The sequence below is a fragment of the Nocardia sp. NBC_00565 genome (assembly GCF_036345915.1).
GTDB lineage: Bacteria > Actinomycetota > Actinomycetes > Mycobacteriales > Mycobacteriaceae > Nocardia.
Map to the genome: position 1 here is coordinate 2,547,006 of NZ_CP107785.1, position 18,931 is coordinate 2,565,936.

An 18,931-nucleotide genomic window follows, 5' to 3' on the forward strand; every position below is an offset into this window, starting at 1 on the left:
GCTATCCACTGATCCTCGCGCCGGAATTGAAGCCCCACAGTGCCAGCGTCAGCAAGAGATTCACCGAAATCATCACGGTGATACTCGCGCGCATGGCCCGCCCCGCCGCGACACCGACGCCTTGTGGGCCGCCCGCGGCGTAATAGCCGTAGTAGCACTGGATTGTCGTGGTGATGACCACGAAGACGACGGCCTTCACCAGGGAATACAGGATATCCGTGCCGTTGAGCACCAGGCGGAAATAGTGGTCGTAGGTGCCGAAGGATTGTCCGCCCGCGAAGCCGACGAACAGTTGCACGGTCAGATAGTTCACCGCCAGGCAGGCCAGGAACAGCGGGACCATTGCCACCACCGAGGTCAGTAGCCGTGTGGTCACCAGATACGGAATCGGCCGTATCGCAATGGAGTCCAGCGCATCGATCTCCTCGGCGATGCGCATGGATCCCAATTGTGCGGTGAATCGGCAGCCCGCTTGGGCGGCGAAGGCGATGGAGGCCATGATCGGCGCTAGTTCGCGGGTGGCCGCCGTGGAGGCGATCATGCCGGTGGCCGGCCCCATGCCGAGCAATTTCAGCGCGCTGTAGCCCTCGATACCGACGATCGCACCGGCCGCGATGCCCAAGACGAGAATGACCTGGGCGGTGCCGCCGCCCACTACGATCGAGCCGTTTCCCCACGTCACATTCGACAGGATTTTCAGCAGTTCTTTGCGGTAGTGCCGCAATACCACCGGAATACCGGCGAGGGCGCGCAGAAAGAAGGTGGCCATATGGCCCAGTCGCTGGATGGGTGTCGCTGTCGCGTTCGCGGCGTCGAGCAGTGGCCGGAATCCGGGCGGGTAATACCGTGACGCCATCAGAGCGTTGTCCTCGGGAACAGTAGGGTGTACAACTCGGTGAATCCGGCATTGACCAGCATGAGGATGACGATGGATGCGACGACCGCGGCATTGACGGAATTCGCGACACCGCCCGGGCCGCCCTTGGTGCTCAGGCCTTTCTCACAGGAAACGATGGCGACGATCACGCCGAAAACGGCGGCCTTCACCATCGCCAGATACATATCCCCGACCCGGGCGAAGGATGAGAACGTGGCGAGAAAGCTTCCTGGCGTGCCGTTTTGGACGTAGACATTGAACAGGTATCCGGCCAGGAAGCCGACGAAGCAGCTCAGACCGGTCAACGCCATGGCGACCACGACCGCGGCCGCCAATCGCGGCACCACCAGCATCCGCAGCGCTGATACGCCCATGACCTCCATCGCGTCGATTTCCTCCCGGATGGTCCGCGCGCCCAGATCCGCGCAGATGGCCGATCCCACCGCGGCGGCCAGCAGCAGCGCCGTGACCAAGGGGGCGGCCTGACGGATCACCGCCAAGCCACTGGCGGCACCGGCGAGCGAGGACGCCCCGACCTGACCGGCCAACAGCCCGAATTGGATCGACATGGTCGCGCTGATCGGCAGTGCGACGGCGACGGTCGGCACATAGGCGGTCTTGGCCATGAAGGTGGCTTGGCGGACGAATTCGCGGAACGGAAACCGGCCGGTGCAGATGTCGAGGATCAGGTACCGGATCGCCTGCATTGCCAGGATGCACTGTCCACCAACGGTCTCCAGGGAGGCGATGGGATGGCGGCGCAGGTAACCACTTGCCCAGCTGGTGATCTCACCGACCGCTGACTGCTCGGCGCTCTGCTCCTGCGTGACCGATCGGCGAACCATCACGGCCTCGGTGTGTCCCTCGCGCCACGAGCGATGTCGGTCATCGCATCCTCCTTGATGCCCAGCGGTGTGGATCCTCGGTAACCGAGTTACTCGGTAACGGGGTTACTCTAACGGCTGGCGGCAGGCCGGTGTAGCGAATTCGCCGAACTTTGTTTCAGGACCGGAGCTTCCGGCTTGTTCGGGTGCCCCGTGTATCGCACGGTCGGTCCGCGACAGTGGCTGGGTCGACCCGCCGTGGCGGATCGCCACGATTTCGGCGCCGATCGCCACCGCGGTCTCCTCGGGGGTGCGTCCGCCCAGGTCCAAGCCGATCGGTGAATGCAGCAGGGCCAGTTCGGTATCGGTCAGGCCGGACGCGCGCAACTGGGTGCGGCGCTCGGCGTCGGCGCGGCGAGATCCGAGTGCACCCACGTAGGCGAGGGGTAGACGCAGTGCCGTCCGCAGCGCGGGAATATCGAACTTCGGCTCATGGGTGAGTACGCAGACCACCGTGCGCGCATCGAGTTGGGTGCGTCGCAGGTACCGGTGCGGCCAGTCGAGGACCACCTCATTCGCGTCCGGCAGGCGAGCGGTGTCGGCGAAGACGGGCCGGGCGTCGCAGACGGTGACCCGATAGCCGAGCAGTCGTCCGACCCGGCACAGCGCGGCGGCGAAATCCGTTGCGCCGAAGATGATCATGCGCGGTGGCGGCGCGAACGACTGGACGAAGATCGTGGTCTCCCGGCCTTCGTCACCGACGGTGCGGACGCCGGTGGCGCCGAGTTCGAGCATCGCACGCGCTTGCCGCACCGCCGCCGCGCCGAACGGTGCGCCGACTGTGCGATCGGAATGGACCACCTGCATGACTCCGGTGGCGAGATCGCGCACGAGCGCCGCCGCGTCCCCTGGTCGCATCGCCGCTTCGACGGTCGCGAACTGCGTCGGCCGCACCGGATGTACGAAGACCGCCACCTGGCCGCCGCAGGTCAAACCGACCGCGAAGGCATCGGAATCGCTGTAGCCGAACGTTTCTCGGGCCGGTCTGCCGGACTTCAGCACCTGTTGGCACAGGTCGGACACCGCGCCCTCCACGCATCCGGCGGAGATGCTGCCGACCGTCGCGCCCGCGTCGTTCACGGCCATGGTCGCCCCGACGGGCCGCGGTGCGCTACCGGTCACCTCGATGACGGTGGCCAGGGCGTAGGAGTTGTTCGCCGCATGCCAGCGCAGCAGATGTGCACTCAGTTCGTGCATGATGGGCCTCCCGGTGCCACGGCGACGGTGCGTGTCGGGCAGGTGTGTCGCCTGGGTATCGCGGTCCGATCAGCGCCGCGAGTTGGGGCTGGGACCAGCAAGAATTGCGTTCGCAATCGAAACTATTGCCATTTCCGTTCCGAGCATAGCCGCTATTGACACGGCTCGAACGGCAATGCTAAACACTTGCTCAGCACCAGTGAGCGGGAGTCGGCGGCCCCAGACGGGACCCCGCGTAGCGCCGACACTCATCCGATCCCCGACACCACTCACGATGCATCCGACCATCAACGGCACGCACCGGGCGTGCCGCCGGTAATCCGAGGTGAACGGAGGGTCGGTCCGGCGACCGGAATCGACTCTCCGTGCCGCACGAGCAACCACATCAGGGGTGCACCGATGAGTGAAACCGCAACAGCTACAACGAGTTTCGTCGGCATGCGGATGCCGCGCGTGGAGGATGCGCGATTGGTGACCGGGGCAGGGGAGTTCGTCGACGATGTGAGCCGACCCGGCATGGTGCATGTCTGTTTCGTGCGCAGCCCACTACCGCGAGCCCGGATCCTCGGCATCGACATAGCCGAGGCGGCCGCACTGGACGGGGTGCGGGCCGTATTCACCGCCGCGGATCTGAATCCGGAGGTTCACGAGCTGTCCTTCCCGCTCGATATGCCCGGAATGCCGCATGTGCCCCGGCCGCCGCTCGCCGAGGGCGAGGTCCGATTCGTCGGCGATCCGGTGGCGCTGGTCGTGGCCGTCGACCGATACGTCGCCGAGGACGCCGCCGAACTGGTGGTCGTCGACTATGACCCGCTGCCGCCGGTCATCGACTACCGCACCGCCGCGGACTCCGATGAATTGGTGCACGCCGAGTGTCCCGGCAATCTGGCCGGAGCGATGAGTGGCCGTCCGGCCGCCGAGCTCGATCCGATCTTCGCTGCCGCACCACATGTGGTGCGGCAGCGGATCTTTCAGCAGGCCTACGCCCCGGTGCCGATGGAGACCCGCGGCCTGATCGCGGACTGGTCGGCGCCGACCGGGGAGATGACCATCTGGGCCGCCACCCAGTCCGCACACGGACTGCGCGGATTCTGCGCACGGCTACTCGGGATTCCGGAGCACCGGGTGCGCGTCGTCGCCCGCGATACCGGTGGGGGGTTCGGGCAGAAGGTGGTGGCGCAGCGCGAGGACATCTGCGTCATGCTCGCGGCGCGCAAACTCCGCACCGCGCTGAAATGGATCGAGGATCGGCAGGAACATCTGCTCTCGGCGGGGATGGCGCGGCACGAGTACGGCGATGCCCGGATGGCCTTCGACGCCGATGGGCACATCCTGGCCGCCGCGATCGATCACGTGCAGAATGTCGGCGCCTATCCGATACCCTCGCCGATCACGGCGGGAGTCGTTGTGGGGCTGTTGTTTCCGGGCCCGTACCGGGTACCCGCCGCGACATTCGATGCGAAGTTCGTCTATACCAACACCGTCGGCCGGGTGGCCTATCGCGGGCCGTGGCAGTTCGAATCGGTGGCCCGGGAGGTGCTACTCGACACCGCGGCCCGGCGCATGGGACTCGATCCGGTCGAGCTGCGGCGGCGGAATATGTTGCGGCGCGAGGATTTACCGCTGGCGAATCCAAATGGCATGCCCTACAGCGATGTCACACCGCGCGAAACCTTCGAGCAGGCGCTGGAGATGCTCGACTACGAATCCTTCCGCGAACAGCAGCGGCGGGCGCGCGCGCAAGGCCGCTATCTCGGGGTCGGTACCTGCACCTACTTGGAGCCGACCGCGGGCGGGACGCCGTTCCACAGCACCGAGGGCGCGACCATCCGGATCGAACCGTCCGGCAAGGTCAATGTGTACGTCGCGGGCGGATCATGTGGAAACAGCTTGGAGACCACCGTGATCCAGCTGGCCGCCGATGCCATCGGTGTCGACGCCGCCGACGTGCACAGCGTCCAGGGTGATACGGCGGTGACGCCGTTCGGCGCGGGCACCGGCGGCAGCCGATCCGGTCCGATGACCGCGGGCGCGATCGCCGAAACCGCCGCGACACTGCGGGAGCGGATCCTGGCGATCGCGGCACACCGGCTCGGCACTGCCGTCGAGGATGTGGAGTTCAGCGCCGGTCGGGCGACGGTGCGGGGTGTGCCCGATGTCGAGTTGTCGCTGGCCGAGATCGCCGATATCGCGTACTTCCAGGTCGACGCACTGCCGCCTGGTGTGCCACCGGGGCTGGAGGCCAGCGGACGCTACCGGGTCGGATCGATGATGATCTGGGCCAACGCCACCCACCTGTGCACCTGCGAAGTGGATATCCAGACCGGCGCGGTGCGGTTGTTGCGCTACATCGTCAGCGAGGACTGCGGACCGATGATCAACCCGAGTGTGGTGGAGGGCCAAATATATGGCGGCGCCGTTCAGGGCATCGGCGGCGCGCTGTACGAGCAGCTCGCCTATGACGAAAGCGGCAATCCGATCACTACCACGTTCATGGACTATCTGCTGCCGACGGCGACCGAGGTGCCGGTGATCGAAGTCGGTCACGTCGAGACGCCGAGCCCGGGGCCGGGCGGCTTCAAGGGTGTCGGCGAGGGCGGTGCCATCGGGTCGACCCCGGCGGTGCTCAACGCGGTCGCCGATGCGCTGGCGCCATTCGGAGTCGAGATCGGCGCGCTGCCGCTGGCGCCGGCCACCGTCGTGGCGATGGTCGAGGAAGCCAAACGGCGGGCGGCGGCGGCATGAAGCCCGCGCCGTTCGAATACCACGCACCCGCTACCGCGGCGCAGGCGGCCGCGTTGCTCGCCGAGCTCGGGGAGGAAGCCAAGGTCATTGCCGGTGGGCAGAGCCTGATGCCGATGCTGATCCTGCGGCTCGCGGTCTTCGAGCACTTGGTCGACCTGCGCCGGGCGGGCGAGCTGCGGGGCATCGAGCAGCGCGCGGATTCAGTGTGGATCGGTGCGGGGACAACGCATGCCGCGGTCGGGCGCTCCGATGAGATCCGCCGGTCGGTGCCGCTGCTGTCCAGGGCCACGCCACTGATCGGTCATTTCCAGATCCGCAATCGGGGCACCATCGGCGGTTCGCTCGCCCATGCCGACGCGGCGGCCGAATATCCGGCGGTCGCGTTGACGCTCGACGCACAGTTCGAGACGCTGTCACCGCGCGGGCGGCGTACCGTGCCCGCCACCGAGTTCTTCACCGGCATGTGGAGCACCGACCTGGCCGCCGATGAGCTGCTCACCGGCATCGAGTTCCCGATCCGGCGTGGTCGCTGCGGTTACGCGATCGAGGAATTCGCCAGGCGCAGTGGTGATTTCGCGGTGGCGGGGGCAGCGGTGGCGGTCGGTATCGATGCGGATTCGCGGATCGACCGGTGCGGCATCGGTCTGTTCGGGCTGGGGCCGACCGCGACGCGCGCCACCGCGACGGAGTCGGAGGTGATCGGCCACCGGGTCGACACCGTGGCGGCCCAGGACGTGGGACACAGTGCGACGGCGGGGCTGAATTCGGTTCCGGCCGATCTGCACGGTTGCGCTGATTACCGCCGACGGATCGGCGCGGCAATGGTGGCGCGCGCGTGGCGACGCGCGGTCGAGGAGGCGAGTAATGACTGACGTCGATATCGAGGTGCGGGTCAACGACGTGGTGTGGCGCAATCGTGTGCCGCCACGGCTGACCTTGGCCGACTATCTGCGGGGTGTGTGCGGGCTGACCGGCACCCATCTCGGCTGTGAACACGGTGTGTGCGGGGCCTGCACGGTGCTACTCGACGGTGCGGCGGTGCGGGCGTGCCTGATATTCGCGGTGCAGGCCGACGGTGCGCAGATCACCACCGTGGAGGGGATCGCGTCGCCGGATGGTGCGCTCTCACCGGTGCAGGCCGCGTTCCGTGATCACCACGGTCTCCAATGTGGTTTCTGCACACCGGGTTTCATCGTGTCGGTCACCGCGTTCCTGCAGGAGAATCCCGATCCGACCGACACCGAGATCCGGGAGGGGTTGTCCGGGAACCTGTGCCGCTGCACCGGATATCAGGGAATCGTGAAAGCCGTTCGAGCGGCGGCAGATTCGATGAAGGGATCCGAATGAAACTGGAGAATACGTTCAGTATTCCGGTGCCGGTCGAGGATGCCTGGCCGGTGCTGCTCGACCTGGAGCGGATTGCGCCCTGTGTCCCGGGCGCGACGCTCACCGGCGCGGACGGGGATGGCTATGGCGGCAAGATCAAGGTCAAGCTCGGACCGGTCGGGCTGAGCTACACCGGGAAAATCGCGATCGTGTCGCGGGACGAATCGGCGTGCGTCGCGGTGCTCGAGGGCGGCGGCCGCGAGGTGCGCGGCAACGGCACCGCGAAGGCGACCATCACCTGTCGTCTGGTCGAATCCGCGAGTGGGACCGAGGTGTTCGTCGACACCGAACTCAACATCACCGGCAAACCGGCCCAATTCGGTCGGGGCGCGCTGGCCGAAGTCGCCGGCACTCTCATCGGTCAGTTCGCCGCCAACCTGGCGGAGCTGATCACCGCGTCGGCGCCACCCGCGTCGACCACTGGTCGAACCGACAGCACCGTTCGGTCCCTGACACCCGACCCCGTCGGTCCGCCGCCCCGCCCGCCCGCCGAGCCGATCGACCTGCTCGCCGCCGCCGGCTTCGGCGGTTCGAAACGCTACGGCCCGGTGCTCGCGGCGGTGGCACTGGTGGCGATCGTCGTGCTCGTGCGCCGTGGTCGTTCACGCGCGTCGCAAGTCGGCGACGCGATCCATCACATCAGGAAGTGAGAAGTCAGATGGCTGGAAGAGTCGAAGGAAAGGTCGCCTTTATCACGGGTGCGGCCCGCGGCCAGGGGCGTAGCCACGCGATCCGGCTGGCCGCGGAGGGCGCGAATATCATCGCCATCGACGTGTGCAAACAACTCGACGGCGTGAATATCCCGATGTCGACGCCGGACGACTTGGCCGAAACGGTGGCTCAGGTCAAGGCGCTCGGGCGCGAGATCGTCGCCGTCGAAGGCGATGTCCGCGACCTGGCCGCCATGCAGGCCGTGGTCGACGACGGTGTTCGGCAGTTCGGCCGCTTGGACATCGTGGTGGCCAACGCGGGCCTGGCCAGCGACGGCGACCGGATGGACGAGATGTCGGAAAAGACCTGGCGCGACATGATCGACGTCAACCTGACCGGCGTCTGGATGACCACCAGAGTGTCGATTCCGCACATCGTCGCCACCGGCGAGGGCGGGTCGATCATCTTGACCAGCTCCGTCGGCGGGCTGCGTGGAGCCCCGAACATCGGTCACTACGTCACCGCCAAACACGGCATGCTCGGCATTATGCGAACGCTGGCAATGGAGCTGGGCGACAAGAGCATTCGCGTCAACACCATCTGCCCCACCCAGGTGGCGACACCGATGCTGCTCAACGAGGGCACCTACCGCATGTTCCGTCCAGATCTGGAGCACCCCACCGTGGACGACTTCGCGGCCGTCTCCCGGATGATGCACGTGCTGCCCACGCCATGGGTGGAGGCGGAGGACATCAGCAACGCCGTACTGTTCCTCGCCTCTGCGGAGAGCCGCTACATCACCGGCGTCGCGCTGCCGGTCGACGCCGGCTGCATGCTCAAGTGACCGAAATGCGTCTCGAATAGCCGGTGAGTTTGCCCCCCGACGGTGCCCGCACGATCTGTCCGTGCGGGCACCGTTCGTTTCCGCGGAAAGTGGCGCACCGGGCGAGTAACCCGGTTACTATAGTAACCGTGTTACTGTGCCTGAGTGAGGCGGACATTCGGAAGAGATGCTTCGAAGCAGATCATCGACGTCGTGCTCACGCTGTTGGAGACCGAGGGCTACGACGCGGTTCAACTGCGCGAAGTCGCCCGGCGGGCCCGCGTGTCGCTGGCGACGGTGTACAAGCTGTTCGCCACCCGGGACGAACTGATCCTGGCGGCGATCGAGCAGTGGATGGCGACCAACACCTACCCCGATCTGGCACGGCCCATCGAGGGCGAAACGCTGCACGACGGGCTGATCCGGGTGCTGCGTCACGTATTCGAGCCGTGGGAGCGCAGCCCCAGGATGCTCGAGGCCTTCTACCGGGCACGTTCGGGTCCGAGTGGGTCGCGGCTCGACGCGCAGGGACTCGACGCCGTACTTCCGGTCGCCACCGAGATATTCGGCGGCGCCGATCCGACGTACATCGCCGACGTCGGGATGGTCCTCACCAATATGACCTACGCCCTCATCGGGCGATTCGTCGACAAGACGCTCGAGATCACCGATATCCTGCCCACGCTCGAACGGGTCATGCTGCGGATGACCGCCAACAACGAACCGGCCGCCCGCGCCGCGCAGAATCGCGGTGCGGTCTCGCGCGATCTACTGGCCTTCCTCACCGCGCCGTACAACCGGGATCCGGCCGTCGACAGTATCGATTCCGATCGGTCGGCGGCCGAGTAGGGAATTCCCCTTTCGGCCGTCGACGGCCAAGCGGCGTGCACAGGGGGTGGTGCCGCTGACCGGATTCCCGATCATCGAAATGACATAAACGAATCATGACCGCAGTGCTCGGCCGGGCCGGGCGCCGGATATCCGATGCCTGTCGCGCGGAACGCAGCGGGCGCTGTTCAACCGCGTCCGAATTACGCGGTGAATATCGCTGTGCAGAATGGCCGCGCACGATCCGGAAGTTTGGAAAATGGAGAGCATTATCAGCTCGAGCGTAGATTCCGCCGAACCCGATATCGCGGACACCGCCACCGATGCGGAAGTAACGATTCTGCTCGACGGAAAGCGGGTGTCCGCCACCGCGCGTCCCGGTGAAACCGTCCTGGAGACCGCTCGGCGGGCCGGTCTCGTTCCGCCCTTCTCGTGCGAGGAAGGCAATTGCGGGACCTGCATGGCCAGACTGACCGGCGGACGCATCGAGATGGAGGTGAACGACGCCTTGACCGACGACGATGTGGCCGCCGGATACATCCTCACCTGTCAAGCCCTGCCCCGGACCGCCGCGATAACCGTCGAATACGAATAACCGGCAGCTGGAAATCACATCAACCGATCCGACTCACACCGGTCGCTCGAAGAATTCAGGAGTATCTCCCCGATGACGAATTTCGATACCGTCAACTATTTCACTGACCCGTCGCTTGTTCCCGACCCGCATCCGTATTTCGATCATCTGCGGGATAAATGCCCGGTGTCGCGCGAACCGCACTACGGCGTCTACGCCGTCACCGGATACGAGGAGACCGCCGAGGTACTGCGCAACAGTGACGCGTTCTCGTCGTGCATCTCGGTCGGTGGTCCATTTCCGCCGCTGCCCTTCGAGGCCGACAGTGACGATATCGGAGATCTGATCGAGCAGTACCGCACGCAGCTGCCCATGCACGAACATATGGTCACCATGGACCCGCCGCAGCACACCTACGCGCGGTCGGTGCTCAACCGCCTGCTCACTCCGGTACGGCTCAAGGAGAACGAGCAGTTCATGTGGCGGCTGGTCGACCGTCAGCTCGACGAGTTCCTCGCCAAGGGGCGCTGCGAGTTCGTGTCCGAGTACGCGAAGCCGTTCTCGCTCATGGTGATCGCCGACCTGCTCGGCGTTCCGGAGGAAGAGCACGAGGAGCTGCGCACCGTGCTCGGCGCCGACCGGCCGGGCACCAAGGTCGGTTCGCTCGACCACGAGCCGATGGCCACCAACCCGCTGGAATGGCTGGATGAGAAGTTCAGCGCCTATATCTCCGATCGTCGGTGCGAGCCCCGCGACGATGTGCTGACCGCACTGGCTTTGGCGAAGTATCCGGACGGTTCGACCCCGGAGGTGATCGATGTGGTGCGCTCGGCCACCTTCCTATTCGGGGCGGGGCAGGAGACCACCGCCAAGCTACTCGCCGCCTCGCTGCGCATCCTCGGCGACAATCCCGAACTGCAGCAGACCCTGCGGGCGGACCGCGGTCGCCTCCCGATGTTCATCGAGGAAGTGCTGCGCATGGATGCTCCGGTGAAAAGCGGCTTCCGGCTGGCGCGCAAGTCCACCACGATCGGCGATGTCGACATCCCCGCCGGGTCCACCGTGATGGTCTGCCCGGGTGCGGCCAATCGCGATCCGCAGCGGTTCGAGAACCCGCACGAATTCCGGCTCGATCGACAGAACTTCCGCGAGCACATGGCATTCGGGCGTGGCGTGCACTCCTGCCCGGGTGGGCCGCTGGCACGAGTGGAGGGCCGGGTCTCGCTCGAGCGGATCCTGGACCGCATGCTCGACATCACGATCGACACGGCCGCGCACGGTCCGGCCGATGATCGCCGGTACACCTACGAGCCGACCTACATCCTGCGCGGTCTCACCGAACTGCATATCGAATTCAGTCCCGGGACTTGAGATCTCGGGCCGCCACCGCGGTGGCGGTGGCGGCCCTTCTGTGAGTACGCTGTGAGTATCGGCGTCGGTGGGCGGGTCCCTCGCCGGGTTCTGTTGTGCGCGTGCGAGACTCGTCGCGATGCTCACCTATCTGCAAGCGACGGTCATTGGTGCGGTGCAAGGGATCACCGAACTGTTCCCGGTCTCGAGTCTCGGCCATTCCGTGCTGGTCGCCGCCTGGCTCGGGCGCGGCTGGGCAGAGCTGGTCGATCAAGGCGAATCCGACACGGACACACCGTATCTGGCGTTCGTGGTCGCGTTGCACGTGGCCACGGCGTTGGCGCTGATCGGCTACTACCGGCGCGATTGGTATGCCATCGTCACCGGTTTCGTCACCACGCTGCGGACCGGATGCCTGGAGACCGTGCCACAGCGGCTGGCGTGGCTGATCGTGATCGCCACCGTTCCGGTCAGCATCCTGGGTCCGTTGCTGCAACGTGTACTGCACGAACTGTTTTCGGCGCCGATCTACGCCAGCATCTTCCTGGCCCTCAACGGTGTCGTGTTGATCGTCGGTGAGGGATTACGTCGACGCAATGAGCCCACGCTCGCGGAATACGGGCGACGGTTCGCCCGGCAGCAGGCGCTGAGCGGTGTCCGCACCGCGGAGGCGGAGAGTCGCCGTCAATCCGACCGGCAGTTGGCCGCTCTCGGGTTCGGTGATGCCGTGCGCATCGGCTTCCTACAGGTCGGCGCCCTGCTGACCGGGTTCAGCCGGTCCGGTCTGACCATGGTCGGCGGACTGTGGCGTGGTCTCGAACACGAGAACGCCGCGAAGTTCGCCTTCCTGATCGCCACTCCGGCGATTCTGGGCGCGGGTGTGATGGATTTGCCCGAACTGGTCGGCCCGAGGACCGAGGGCATTCGCGGCCCAATCGTGGTCGGCGCCATCGTATCCGGCGTGTCGTCGTGGCTGGCGGTGCGGTTTCTGGAGCGCTACTTCCAGACCCGTACATTGCTGCCCTTCGCGGTGTATTGCCTGATCGCCGGGGTGTTCTCGATCATGCGATTCAGCTGACAACCTGTTCGGCCCGCCGGGAGCGGGCCGAACGCGGCAGGGTTCGGGCGGTCAGGACGTGAGCACGGTGTCCAGCAGGGCGAGGGTGCCGGACCAGGAGACGTGATCGGCGACGCGGTCGTAGGCGATGCCGGGTCGGCCCATCGATCCAGCGTCCGGATCGGTGAAACCGTGGCCGGCCGTGCTGAAGACGGTGAGGTCGCAGGGTGCGCCCGCCTTGCGCATTTCCTGTCGCACCGCATCGACGTGCTGGGGTGGTGCGTACGGATCCTGCGCCCCGGTGTACACCGCGACGTGCGCTCGCACTCGTCCCGGCTGGGCGGGCTCGCTGGTGGTCAGCAGGCCGTGAAAGCTGACGACCGCCTTCGCGTCGGCGCCGCTGCGGGCCAGTTCCAGTACGCACCGGCCGCCGAAGCAGAAGCCGATGGCGGCCACCCGGGCGGCATCGACTTCGGGAAGGGCCGCCAGCGTCCTATACCAGGCGACGGTGCGGGCCCGCATCAGGTCCGGCGAGTTCATGAGTGAGCTGAAGGGCTCGCCCGCCTGCTCGGGCTCGGCGAAAAACTGTCCGCCGCCGTACATGTCGCTGGCCAACGCGACGTAGCCGTGCTCGGCGAGCCGGGCGGCGCGGTCGCGCATCTGTTCGCTCAGGCCATGCGCGGTGTGCATGACCAGCACCGCGGGATGCGGGCCGGACCCCGCTGGCACTGCCAGCGCGCCGACCAGATCTGCTCCGTGGTGACGCACCGCCACCGGCCGAAATTCCGTCACGGTCCTACCCTTCCGGCCACCGCGCCGCGACGGCGACAGGTGGCCCGAATGCGATCCAACAGGGATGCGAATGATATTCGCTGGATAGGAGAATATGATTCTTTTGCGCCCAGCGCAGGTGCGGTGGCCGAACCGGATGAACCCGGATCAAGGAACGACGCCGGCGGCTATGGGTCGGTGCGGGGCTCGAACCGGCGCAGGATCCACCGATGCTCGCTGCTGGTCTTGGCGTGATAGAGCCCGCGGTCGGCGGCATCGAGCAGCGCCTCGGCCGGTGCGTCGGCCACCCTCGCCACGACGGCCCCGATGCTGGCCGACACGTACAATTGCCGCTCGCCGACGATAATCGGCTCAACCAGGGCAGACAGCAGGGTATCGGCTACCGCGGTAACTCGACGGTCGTCGGTGGGCGGCGACACCAGGACGACGAACTCATCGCCGCCGATGCGGGCGATCATGCAGTCGGTTCCCTGCAGGCTGTCGCGCAGGCGGGTAGCTGTCGCGACGAGGACCTGATCGCCCACGGCGTGGCCGTAGCGGTCGTTGATCTCTTTGAATCTGTCGAGGTCGGTGAAACACAATCCGAGGTGATCGTCGTCGTGCGCTGCGGCAGCGACGATCGCCTGGATCCGTTCCAGCAGGTGACGACGGTTGGGGAGGCTGGTGAGCTGGTCGTGGCGGGCCTGCCAGTGCAGCTCCTGCTGCAGCCGGTGCCGCTCCGTCACATCTTCGCCGACGCCGAGTAGATAGTCGGCGTCGCCCCCGGTTCCCTTCACGTAGGTGACCGAGAAGGCGGACCAAACGATGCTGCCATCGTCGCGCACAGCCCGACGCTCGAGTTTCACCGTGCCTTCGCGGGCTGGCACGAGCTTGTCGAAGATCAAGGTGCCGATTTCGTCGACGTCGTCCGGGTGCGCGAAGTGGTGGACCGATTTTCCGACCAGTGCCTCGACCGGGACGCCGAACATATCGGCCATGCGTTGGTTGGCGTCGACCAGCCTGCCCTCGATGTCGCTGATGGCGATCGCCACCGCCGCGTTGTCGAAAACGATCCGGAACCGTCGGTCCGCCGCCCGGCCAGCTGATTGCTCCGGGGTCGCCGTGGGGGAGAGCTGCATTTGGTGGCCCTGCCCGAGTGCGGTGAGCAATGCCGCGATGCGCTGGTCGGCGTCGTCGCGCGTGCACTGCTCGGCCAATGTGTAGAGGACTTGCGCGGATGCGATGGGTACACCCGGGTCGGGCAGACTCATCGTCGTCGCCAATGTCTGTCCGGCCCGCACACCCGGCGTGGTGTCGAACGGGTCCGCGTCGAGTCCGGTGGCGAGTTGGTCGACGAGTTCGCCGAGCAGGTGCAGCGCCGGTCGCGCGGACATCGGCACCTGGCAGATGCTGGTCAGTGCCTGCCACCATTGCGATGCCAGTGCCGAACGCTGGGGTTCCTCCATCGCAATTCCTTGCTCGCTCTTTCTTCCGGCGTCCCCCTGCCATCGGGTTTCAATGTGTATCCCACGATAAGACGTCTGGAGAGCTGGTCGTCGGTTTACCGGCAACTAGCTCGAGGCGAGGCGACTCAGCCGGCCAGGTACACCGGTCGGCCGTCGACAATGGTGGCCGCGACGAGTTCGGTGTCGAGTGCGTCGGTGAATTCTCCCGGCGGCGTCGCCAGTAGCGTCAGATCGGCAAGCTGTCCGGGTGCGATGGTGCGTGCTAGCTGTGGTCGTTCGGGCCGGCCGAAGAACAAGGCAAGTGCCGCACGCGTCGAAATCGCCTCGGTTGTCGGTGAATCCGAGTCGCGGCCGATGGCGGCGCGCACCACCGGCCACGGATTCGGGCCGCCGAACGGTGCATCGGTGCCTGCCGCGACACCGACGCCGGCGGCGATCAGCGAACCGAGCCGCCACAGATCCGGCCGGTCGGCATCGGGGACTTCCGCGGCGTACTGTGCGGCGCGTTCCACCAGGAAATGCGGTTGGGTGATCACCGGGATCGCGTGTTCGGTCAACCAGGCCATGGCTTCCGCCGGGACGATGGCGCCGTGTTCGATGCGGTCTCCGGCGCGCACGCCGGCGCTGTCCAATGCCGCCATGGTCAACACCAGCTGTACCCGGGTCACACAGTGCACGGCCGCGGACTTGCCGCCTTCGTGCAACTCCCGGAGCCTGGCGGTGAACTCATCGAGGCTGGGCAACGTGTGATCGTCAAGCAGTATCTTGGTAGGGCCCAACGAGAATCGTTCAGTTCCTGGATCGAGGACCGCCGGCGGCGCCATACAGTGCAGGCGTTGCGGGATCCGGCCGCTGGCAACCGAATCGGCGAACGCATCGATATCGTCCTGTCCCAATCCCGGTGTCGCATCGGTGAATCCGGTGATACCGAGCGCGGCGGCGCGGGCGGCGATCGCTGTCGGATCCGGTGCGGGAGCGCCGATGCGGCCGCCCAGCCAGGAGTCCATCCGCCACAGCCGTCCGGTGGCATATCCGGCGGGATCGCGTTCCACCCCGGGCAGCGCGCAGTCGTGCACGCCGAGCAGGTCGCAGGCCCGGGAATTGAGAATCCACAGTGCTCCCGAACGGTGCTGTATCCGGATCGGCCGATTCGGCAGTATGCGGTCGAGTCCGGCGCGATCCAGATCGCCCGCCACGCTTTCGTGGTAGCCGACGCCGCGAATCCAACCCTGCGGCGGCAGGTCCGCGTCCGCCTGCCGAAGCCGGGTGGCGAATTCAGTGGCGGTGTGGATCTGTGGTGGTCCGAGTCGCACCGAGCCTTCCTGGGCCGCGAGGGCGCGCAGGTGCACATGGTGGTCGTGCAGGCCGGGCAGCAGCCAGCCGCCGCGGGCATCGATATCGTCCTCGCCGGGTAGCGGACGCAGACCTCGCCCGCATTCGGTGATGTGCCGGTGTGTCCAGCGCACATCGGTGTCGCCGATGCCGAAAACCGTCGCGTCGCGGATCAGCACGCGACACCGTCCACCAGCGGGGCCGGCGGCAGCACCGGCTGCGTGCGGTGCAGGTGTTCGCAGGTCACGATCCACTGGTCGGCCGAGCGGCGCACCTGGTGTGGACCGTGGGTGAGCGGTGGTGCAGTGGCGAACGCGGCCGCGGTGTCGCGCATCGACAGATCGATGAGCAGGCCGCCGCCCGTCGGGATCGCCGCCGCGACGGACAGTGCCGCACAGATCCCCGATAGCGGGTCGGCGATGGCATCCACGCAGAACACCGGCGCACCGTCGTGTCGGCCGACCAGGCCACCGGCCACCGCGGCGTCATCGCCGAACGCGACCCGCATCGGATCAGTGCGCCCGTAGCCGGTGAGGCTGAGCCAGATCTGCCCGTCGCGGTGCGGGCGGATATCCGGTCCGAGGCCGAGTTGGGCAAGGGCGCGCGGCCGTGAGGCCTCGATGACGATATCGGCCGCGTCGATGAGCTCGCCCAATTCGGTTCTGCCCGTTTCGGATCGGAAGTCGATCGCACGGAATTCGTGTCCGGCGTGCAGCCAGTCGAAGAATCCGGGGTCGGCGCGGGCGCCGTCGGGGCGGTGCAGGCTCTCCACCTTGATGATCCGTGCGCCGGCCCGGCCGAGCAGGTGTGCGCACAGCGGTCCGGCCCACATCGATGACAGGTCGACCACCGTGCAGTCGCCGAGCGTGCGGCCGGGTGTCGGTGCGCCGATCCGGGTGGCCTGCCACGGCACCGCCGGGTGCGGGATCGGCGGCAGTGCGGCGGCGGGTACGCCGAGTAGCTGTGCGCGGTCGGCCAATTCGGTTGCGGACCAGCGCTGTGCGGCGGATTCCAAGGTGACCCACGGATCGTCGTCGCACTGCTCGCCGAGGATGGCCGGGACCGCCTCGATATCCGTTGCTCTGCTGAGGGTTACCGCGCACCAGCCGTCCGCGGTGCGCAGCAGTCTGCTGGCGCCCCCGGCGGACCGTTGACCGGCGCGCCGCAGTCCGGTGAGCGCGGCCCGCCCGGTCAGTGCGATCGCCGGGTCGAGATCGACGGCCGTGCCGGTTGTTTCCGCGAGCGCCCGCAGGACCTCCCGCAGCAAGCCGTACATCGTGGCGGGGGAGAGGTCGGGTGGTCCGTCCGGTGGTCCGGTCAGATCCATGCATCCCGATGCCGCCCAGTCCAGTACCGGACACTCTTCGCCGGTGCTGTCGGTGGCCGGATCGACCTGTGTCCCCACCGACCGCAACCAGCGGTTCACCAGCAGCGTCGGCTCCGAAGCTTCGAACCGCTCGTCCGCCTTGTGATCCGGAGCCATTCAGTCGCCGTCCCCGGTCAGTTCATCGACCAGCCCCCACTGCAGCGCGGTTTCGGCCGGGAGCCGCTCCCCGGTCAGCATCAACCACGCCGCACGCCACCGCCCGATGCGCCGCGGCACACTGACCGTGCCACCCGCGCCGGGGACCAGCCCCATGCGCACCTCCGGGAACAGGAAGAAGGTGCCCGGCGCCGCCAGTACGGTCGCGGCGAACGCGGCCATCTCCACACCCGCGCCGATGCAGGCGCCGTTGGCACGCACCACCAGCCGATCGGCGATCCGGTCCATGACGCTCCACGGTGCGCGGTCCAGCCGCACCAGGTACGCGGCGACCGGATCGAGCGCCCGGCCGAATTCGTCCAGATCGCCGCCGCTGCAGAAGGCCGGCCCGGTGCCGCTGAGCTCGACCGATTCGATGCTCGGATCGGCATCCGCGACCTGCACCGCCGCCAGCAGCTCTTCCCGCAGCCGGACGCTGAGCGCATTGCGCCGCTGCGGATGGTCCAGCACGATCGACAACTGATTGCCGGTGCGTCGCAGGCGCACGAGGTCGTGATCCGGTGCATCGACGGTGCGCGCGGGTCCGCGGTCGGCGAGCCAGGCCGCGAACTCCGAACCGCCGAGCAGCATCGAATATGTGGCCGCCTCCGCCGCCAGCGCCGGGGTGGTCGCCAGCCGGATGGTCTGCCGCAACAACTGACCGCAGGCCAGTGCCGCCTGCGGCGTGCGCGCGACCACGGCATCCAGGGTGTGCAGCGCGGCATCGATATCGGGCACGGTGATCACCTGATATGCCAGCTCCGACCCGGGCCGATCGGTGAGGGTCAGTGTCGTCGCGGCCAGTACCGGGCTCAGCCGCGGATCGACGGGTGCGCGCAGCACTCCGATCACCAGTGGCAGCGCGCGCTCGATGGCGGCGGCGAGTCGAGTCACTGTCTCCCGGGACGCGTCGTGGAGCGCGTCCAGGTCCAGCACGACCAGCGGCCTGCCGGGTTTCCCGTCCTCGGTGATCTCGAGACCGGTGTCACCGAGCAGACCATTCATCGTGTCCATCCCTTCGACGCGGGTTACTTCGGGGCGAATTGCTGACCCGCATCCAAGCGTAGACATCGGCCGTTCAGCACGGCGCGGCCCGTTCCTCGCCGAGAAGTTCGACCGAGCGCTGGTCGGCCCCGTCGTACCGCTCGGGATGGACCCGCCCGGTAGCGCAGCTGCGCTACCGGGCGGATCGCTTCCCCGTGTGCCGTGTGGACGCCGCCACGTCCCGCACGGCGCGTTCAGCATAGTCAAGCCGTCGGAATTCGGTTGACGCCACGCTGGAAAACATGTGCGCCAACTGGCTCCGTCACCGTTCGCAGGTCGAATTCTGGTCGCACACCACGAAAAATTGCATGCGAGGCTGCACTGCGGAGCGTGCGAGGGAGCGGCACATGCATGGTTGCACGGTGTGCAAGTCGGTGGCGCCGTGGCGATTCCGCGCTGGCGGGCGGCGTGCGCTGCGATAGCG

Annotated in this window: 17 protein-coding genes; 9 read left to right on the forward strand and 8 right to left on the reverse strand. The window is 67.1% G+C overall.

Features of this window, described 5'->3' with window-relative positions; genetic code table 11:
* Position 1: 1 nt before the first annotated feature.
* The 3 genes from OG874_RS12275 to OG874_RS12285 form a co-directional block, all read right to left on the reverse strand.
* On the reverse strand, positions 2-856 hold the full coding sequence (locus OG874_RS12275) for an ABC transporter permease (RefSeq protein ID WP_330255249.1): 855 nt from the start codon (positions 854-856) through the stop codon (positions 2-4).
* Entirely contained in the window at positions 856-1,722 is an 867-nt protein-coding gene (locus tag OG874_RS12280) for an MlaE family ABC transporter permease (protein WP_330255250.1), read from the reverse strand. Before OG874_RS12280 ends, OG874_RS12275 begins: the two co-directional genes overlap by 1 nt.
* A 105-nt stretch (positions 1,723-1,827) precedes the next feature.
* Positions 1,828-2,958, reverse strand: coding sequence for an XdhC family protein (locus OG874_RS12285; protein WP_330255251.1), 1,131 nt, complete (start codon positions 2,956-2,958; stop codon positions 1,828-1,830).
* Positions 2,959-3,357: 399 nt separating this feature from the next.
* Here OG874_RS12285 and OG874_RS12290 point away from each other — a divergent pair, with 399 nt between their 5' ends.
* The 9 genes from OG874_RS12290 to OG874_RS12330 all read left to right on the forward strand — a co-directional run bounded on the left by OG874_RS12290 (position 3,358) and on the right by OG874_RS12330 (position 12,393).
* Positions 3,358-5,703, forward strand: a complete 2,346-nt coding sequence (locus OG874_RS12290; protein WP_330255252.1) for a xanthine dehydrogenase family protein molybdopterin-binding subunit — start codon at positions 3,358-3,360, stop codon at positions 5,701-5,703.
* The gene (locus OG874_RS12295; protein WP_330255253.1) at positions 5,700-6,575 is read left to right on the forward strand and encodes an FAD binding domain-containing protein; all 876 of its coding nucleotides are present in this window, start codon (positions 5,700-5,702) and stop codon (positions 6,573-6,575) included. Before OG874_RS12290 ends, OG874_RS12295 begins: the two co-directional genes overlap by 4 nt.
* On the forward strand, positions 6,568-7,050 hold the full coding sequence (locus OG874_RS12300; RefSeq protein WP_330255254.1) for a (2Fe-2S)-binding protein: 483 nt from the start codon (positions 6,568-6,570) through the stop codon (positions 7,048-7,050). The genes OG874_RS12295 and OG874_RS12300 overlap by 8 nt, the downstream gene beginning before the upstream one ends.
* Positions 7,047-7,739, forward strand: a complete 693-nt coding sequence (locus OG874_RS12305; RefSeq protein WP_330255255.1) for an SRPBCC family protein — start codon at positions 7,047-7,049, stop codon at positions 7,737-7,739. The genes OG874_RS12300 and OG874_RS12305 overlap by 4 nt, the downstream gene beginning before the upstream one ends.
* Before the next feature lie 8 nt (positions 7,740-7,747).
* The gene (locus OG874_RS12310) at positions 7,748-8,584 is read left to right on the forward strand and encodes a mycofactocin-coupled SDR family oxidoreductase (RefSeq protein ID WP_330255256.1); all 837 of its coding nucleotides are present in this window, start codon (positions 7,748-7,750) and stop codon (positions 8,582-8,584) included.
* Positions 8,585-8,728: 144 nt separating this feature from the next.
* Positions 8,729-9,412: a TetR family transcriptional regulator gene (locus OG874_RS12315; protein ID WP_330255257.1), complete on the forward strand. Its 684-nt coding sequence runs from the start codon at positions 8,729-8,731 to the stop codon at positions 9,410-9,412.
* A 238-nt stretch (positions 9,413-9,650) separates the two neighbouring features.
* The gene (locus tag OG874_RS12320) at positions 9,651-9,986 is read left to right on the forward strand and encodes a 2Fe-2S iron-sulfur cluster-binding protein (RefSeq protein WP_330255258.1); all 336 of its coding nucleotides are present in this window, start codon (positions 9,651-9,653) and stop codon (positions 9,984-9,986) included.
* Between the two features lie 72 nt (positions 9,987-10,058).
* Positions 10,059-11,336 (forward strand): cytochrome P450, encoded by a 1,278-nt coding sequence (locus tag OG874_RS12325; protein ID WP_330255259.1) that lies wholly within the window; start codon positions 10,059-10,061, stop codon positions 11,334-11,336.
* Between the two features lie 118 nt (positions 11,337-11,454).
* On the forward strand, positions 11,455-12,393 hold the full coding sequence (locus OG874_RS12330; protein WP_330255260.1) for an undecaprenyl-diphosphate phosphatase: 939 nt from the start codon (positions 11,455-11,457) through the stop codon (positions 12,391-12,393).
* 51 nt (positions 12,394-12,444) lie between these two features.
* Here the strand turns inward: OG874_RS12330 and OG874_RS12335 are convergent, their stop codons facing one another.
* The 5 genes from OG874_RS12335 to OG874_RS12355 all read right to left on the reverse strand — a co-directional run bounded on the left by OG874_RS12335 (position 12,445) and on the right by OG874_RS12355 (position 18,468).
* A complete protein-coding gene (locus OG874_RS12335; RefSeq protein ID WP_330255261.1) occupies positions 12,445-13,164 on the reverse strand; it encodes a dienelactone hydrolase family protein in 720 nt (239 codons plus the stop codon).
* 167 nt (positions 13,165-13,331) lie between these two features.
* Positions 13,332-14,609 carry a sensor domain-containing diguanylate cyclase gene (locus OG874_RS12340; protein ID WP_330255262.1) on the reverse strand — a complete coding sequence of 426 codons (1,278 nt, stop codon included), beginning with the start codon at positions 14,607-14,609 and terminating at the stop codon, positions 13,332-13,334.
* Positions 14,610-14,734: 125 nt separating this feature from the next.
* A complete protein-coding gene (locus OG874_RS12345) occupies positions 14,735-16,120 on the reverse strand; it encodes an amidohydrolase family protein (protein WP_330255263.1) in 1,386 nt (461 codons plus the stop codon).
* Positions 16,114-17,424, reverse strand: a complete 1,311-nt coding sequence (locus OG874_RS12350) for a CoA transferase (RefSeq protein ID WP_330255264.1) — start codon at positions 17,422-17,424, stop codon at positions 16,114-16,116. The genes OG874_RS12345 and OG874_RS12350 overlap by 7 nt, the downstream gene beginning before the upstream one ends.
* Positions 17,425-18,468: an enoyl-CoA hydratase/isomerase family protein gene (locus OG874_RS12355; RefSeq protein ID WP_330255265.1), complete on the reverse strand. Its 1,044-nt coding sequence runs from the start codon at positions 18,466-18,468 to the stop codon at positions 17,425-17,427.
* Positions 18,469-18,931 lie beyond the last annotated feature (463 nt).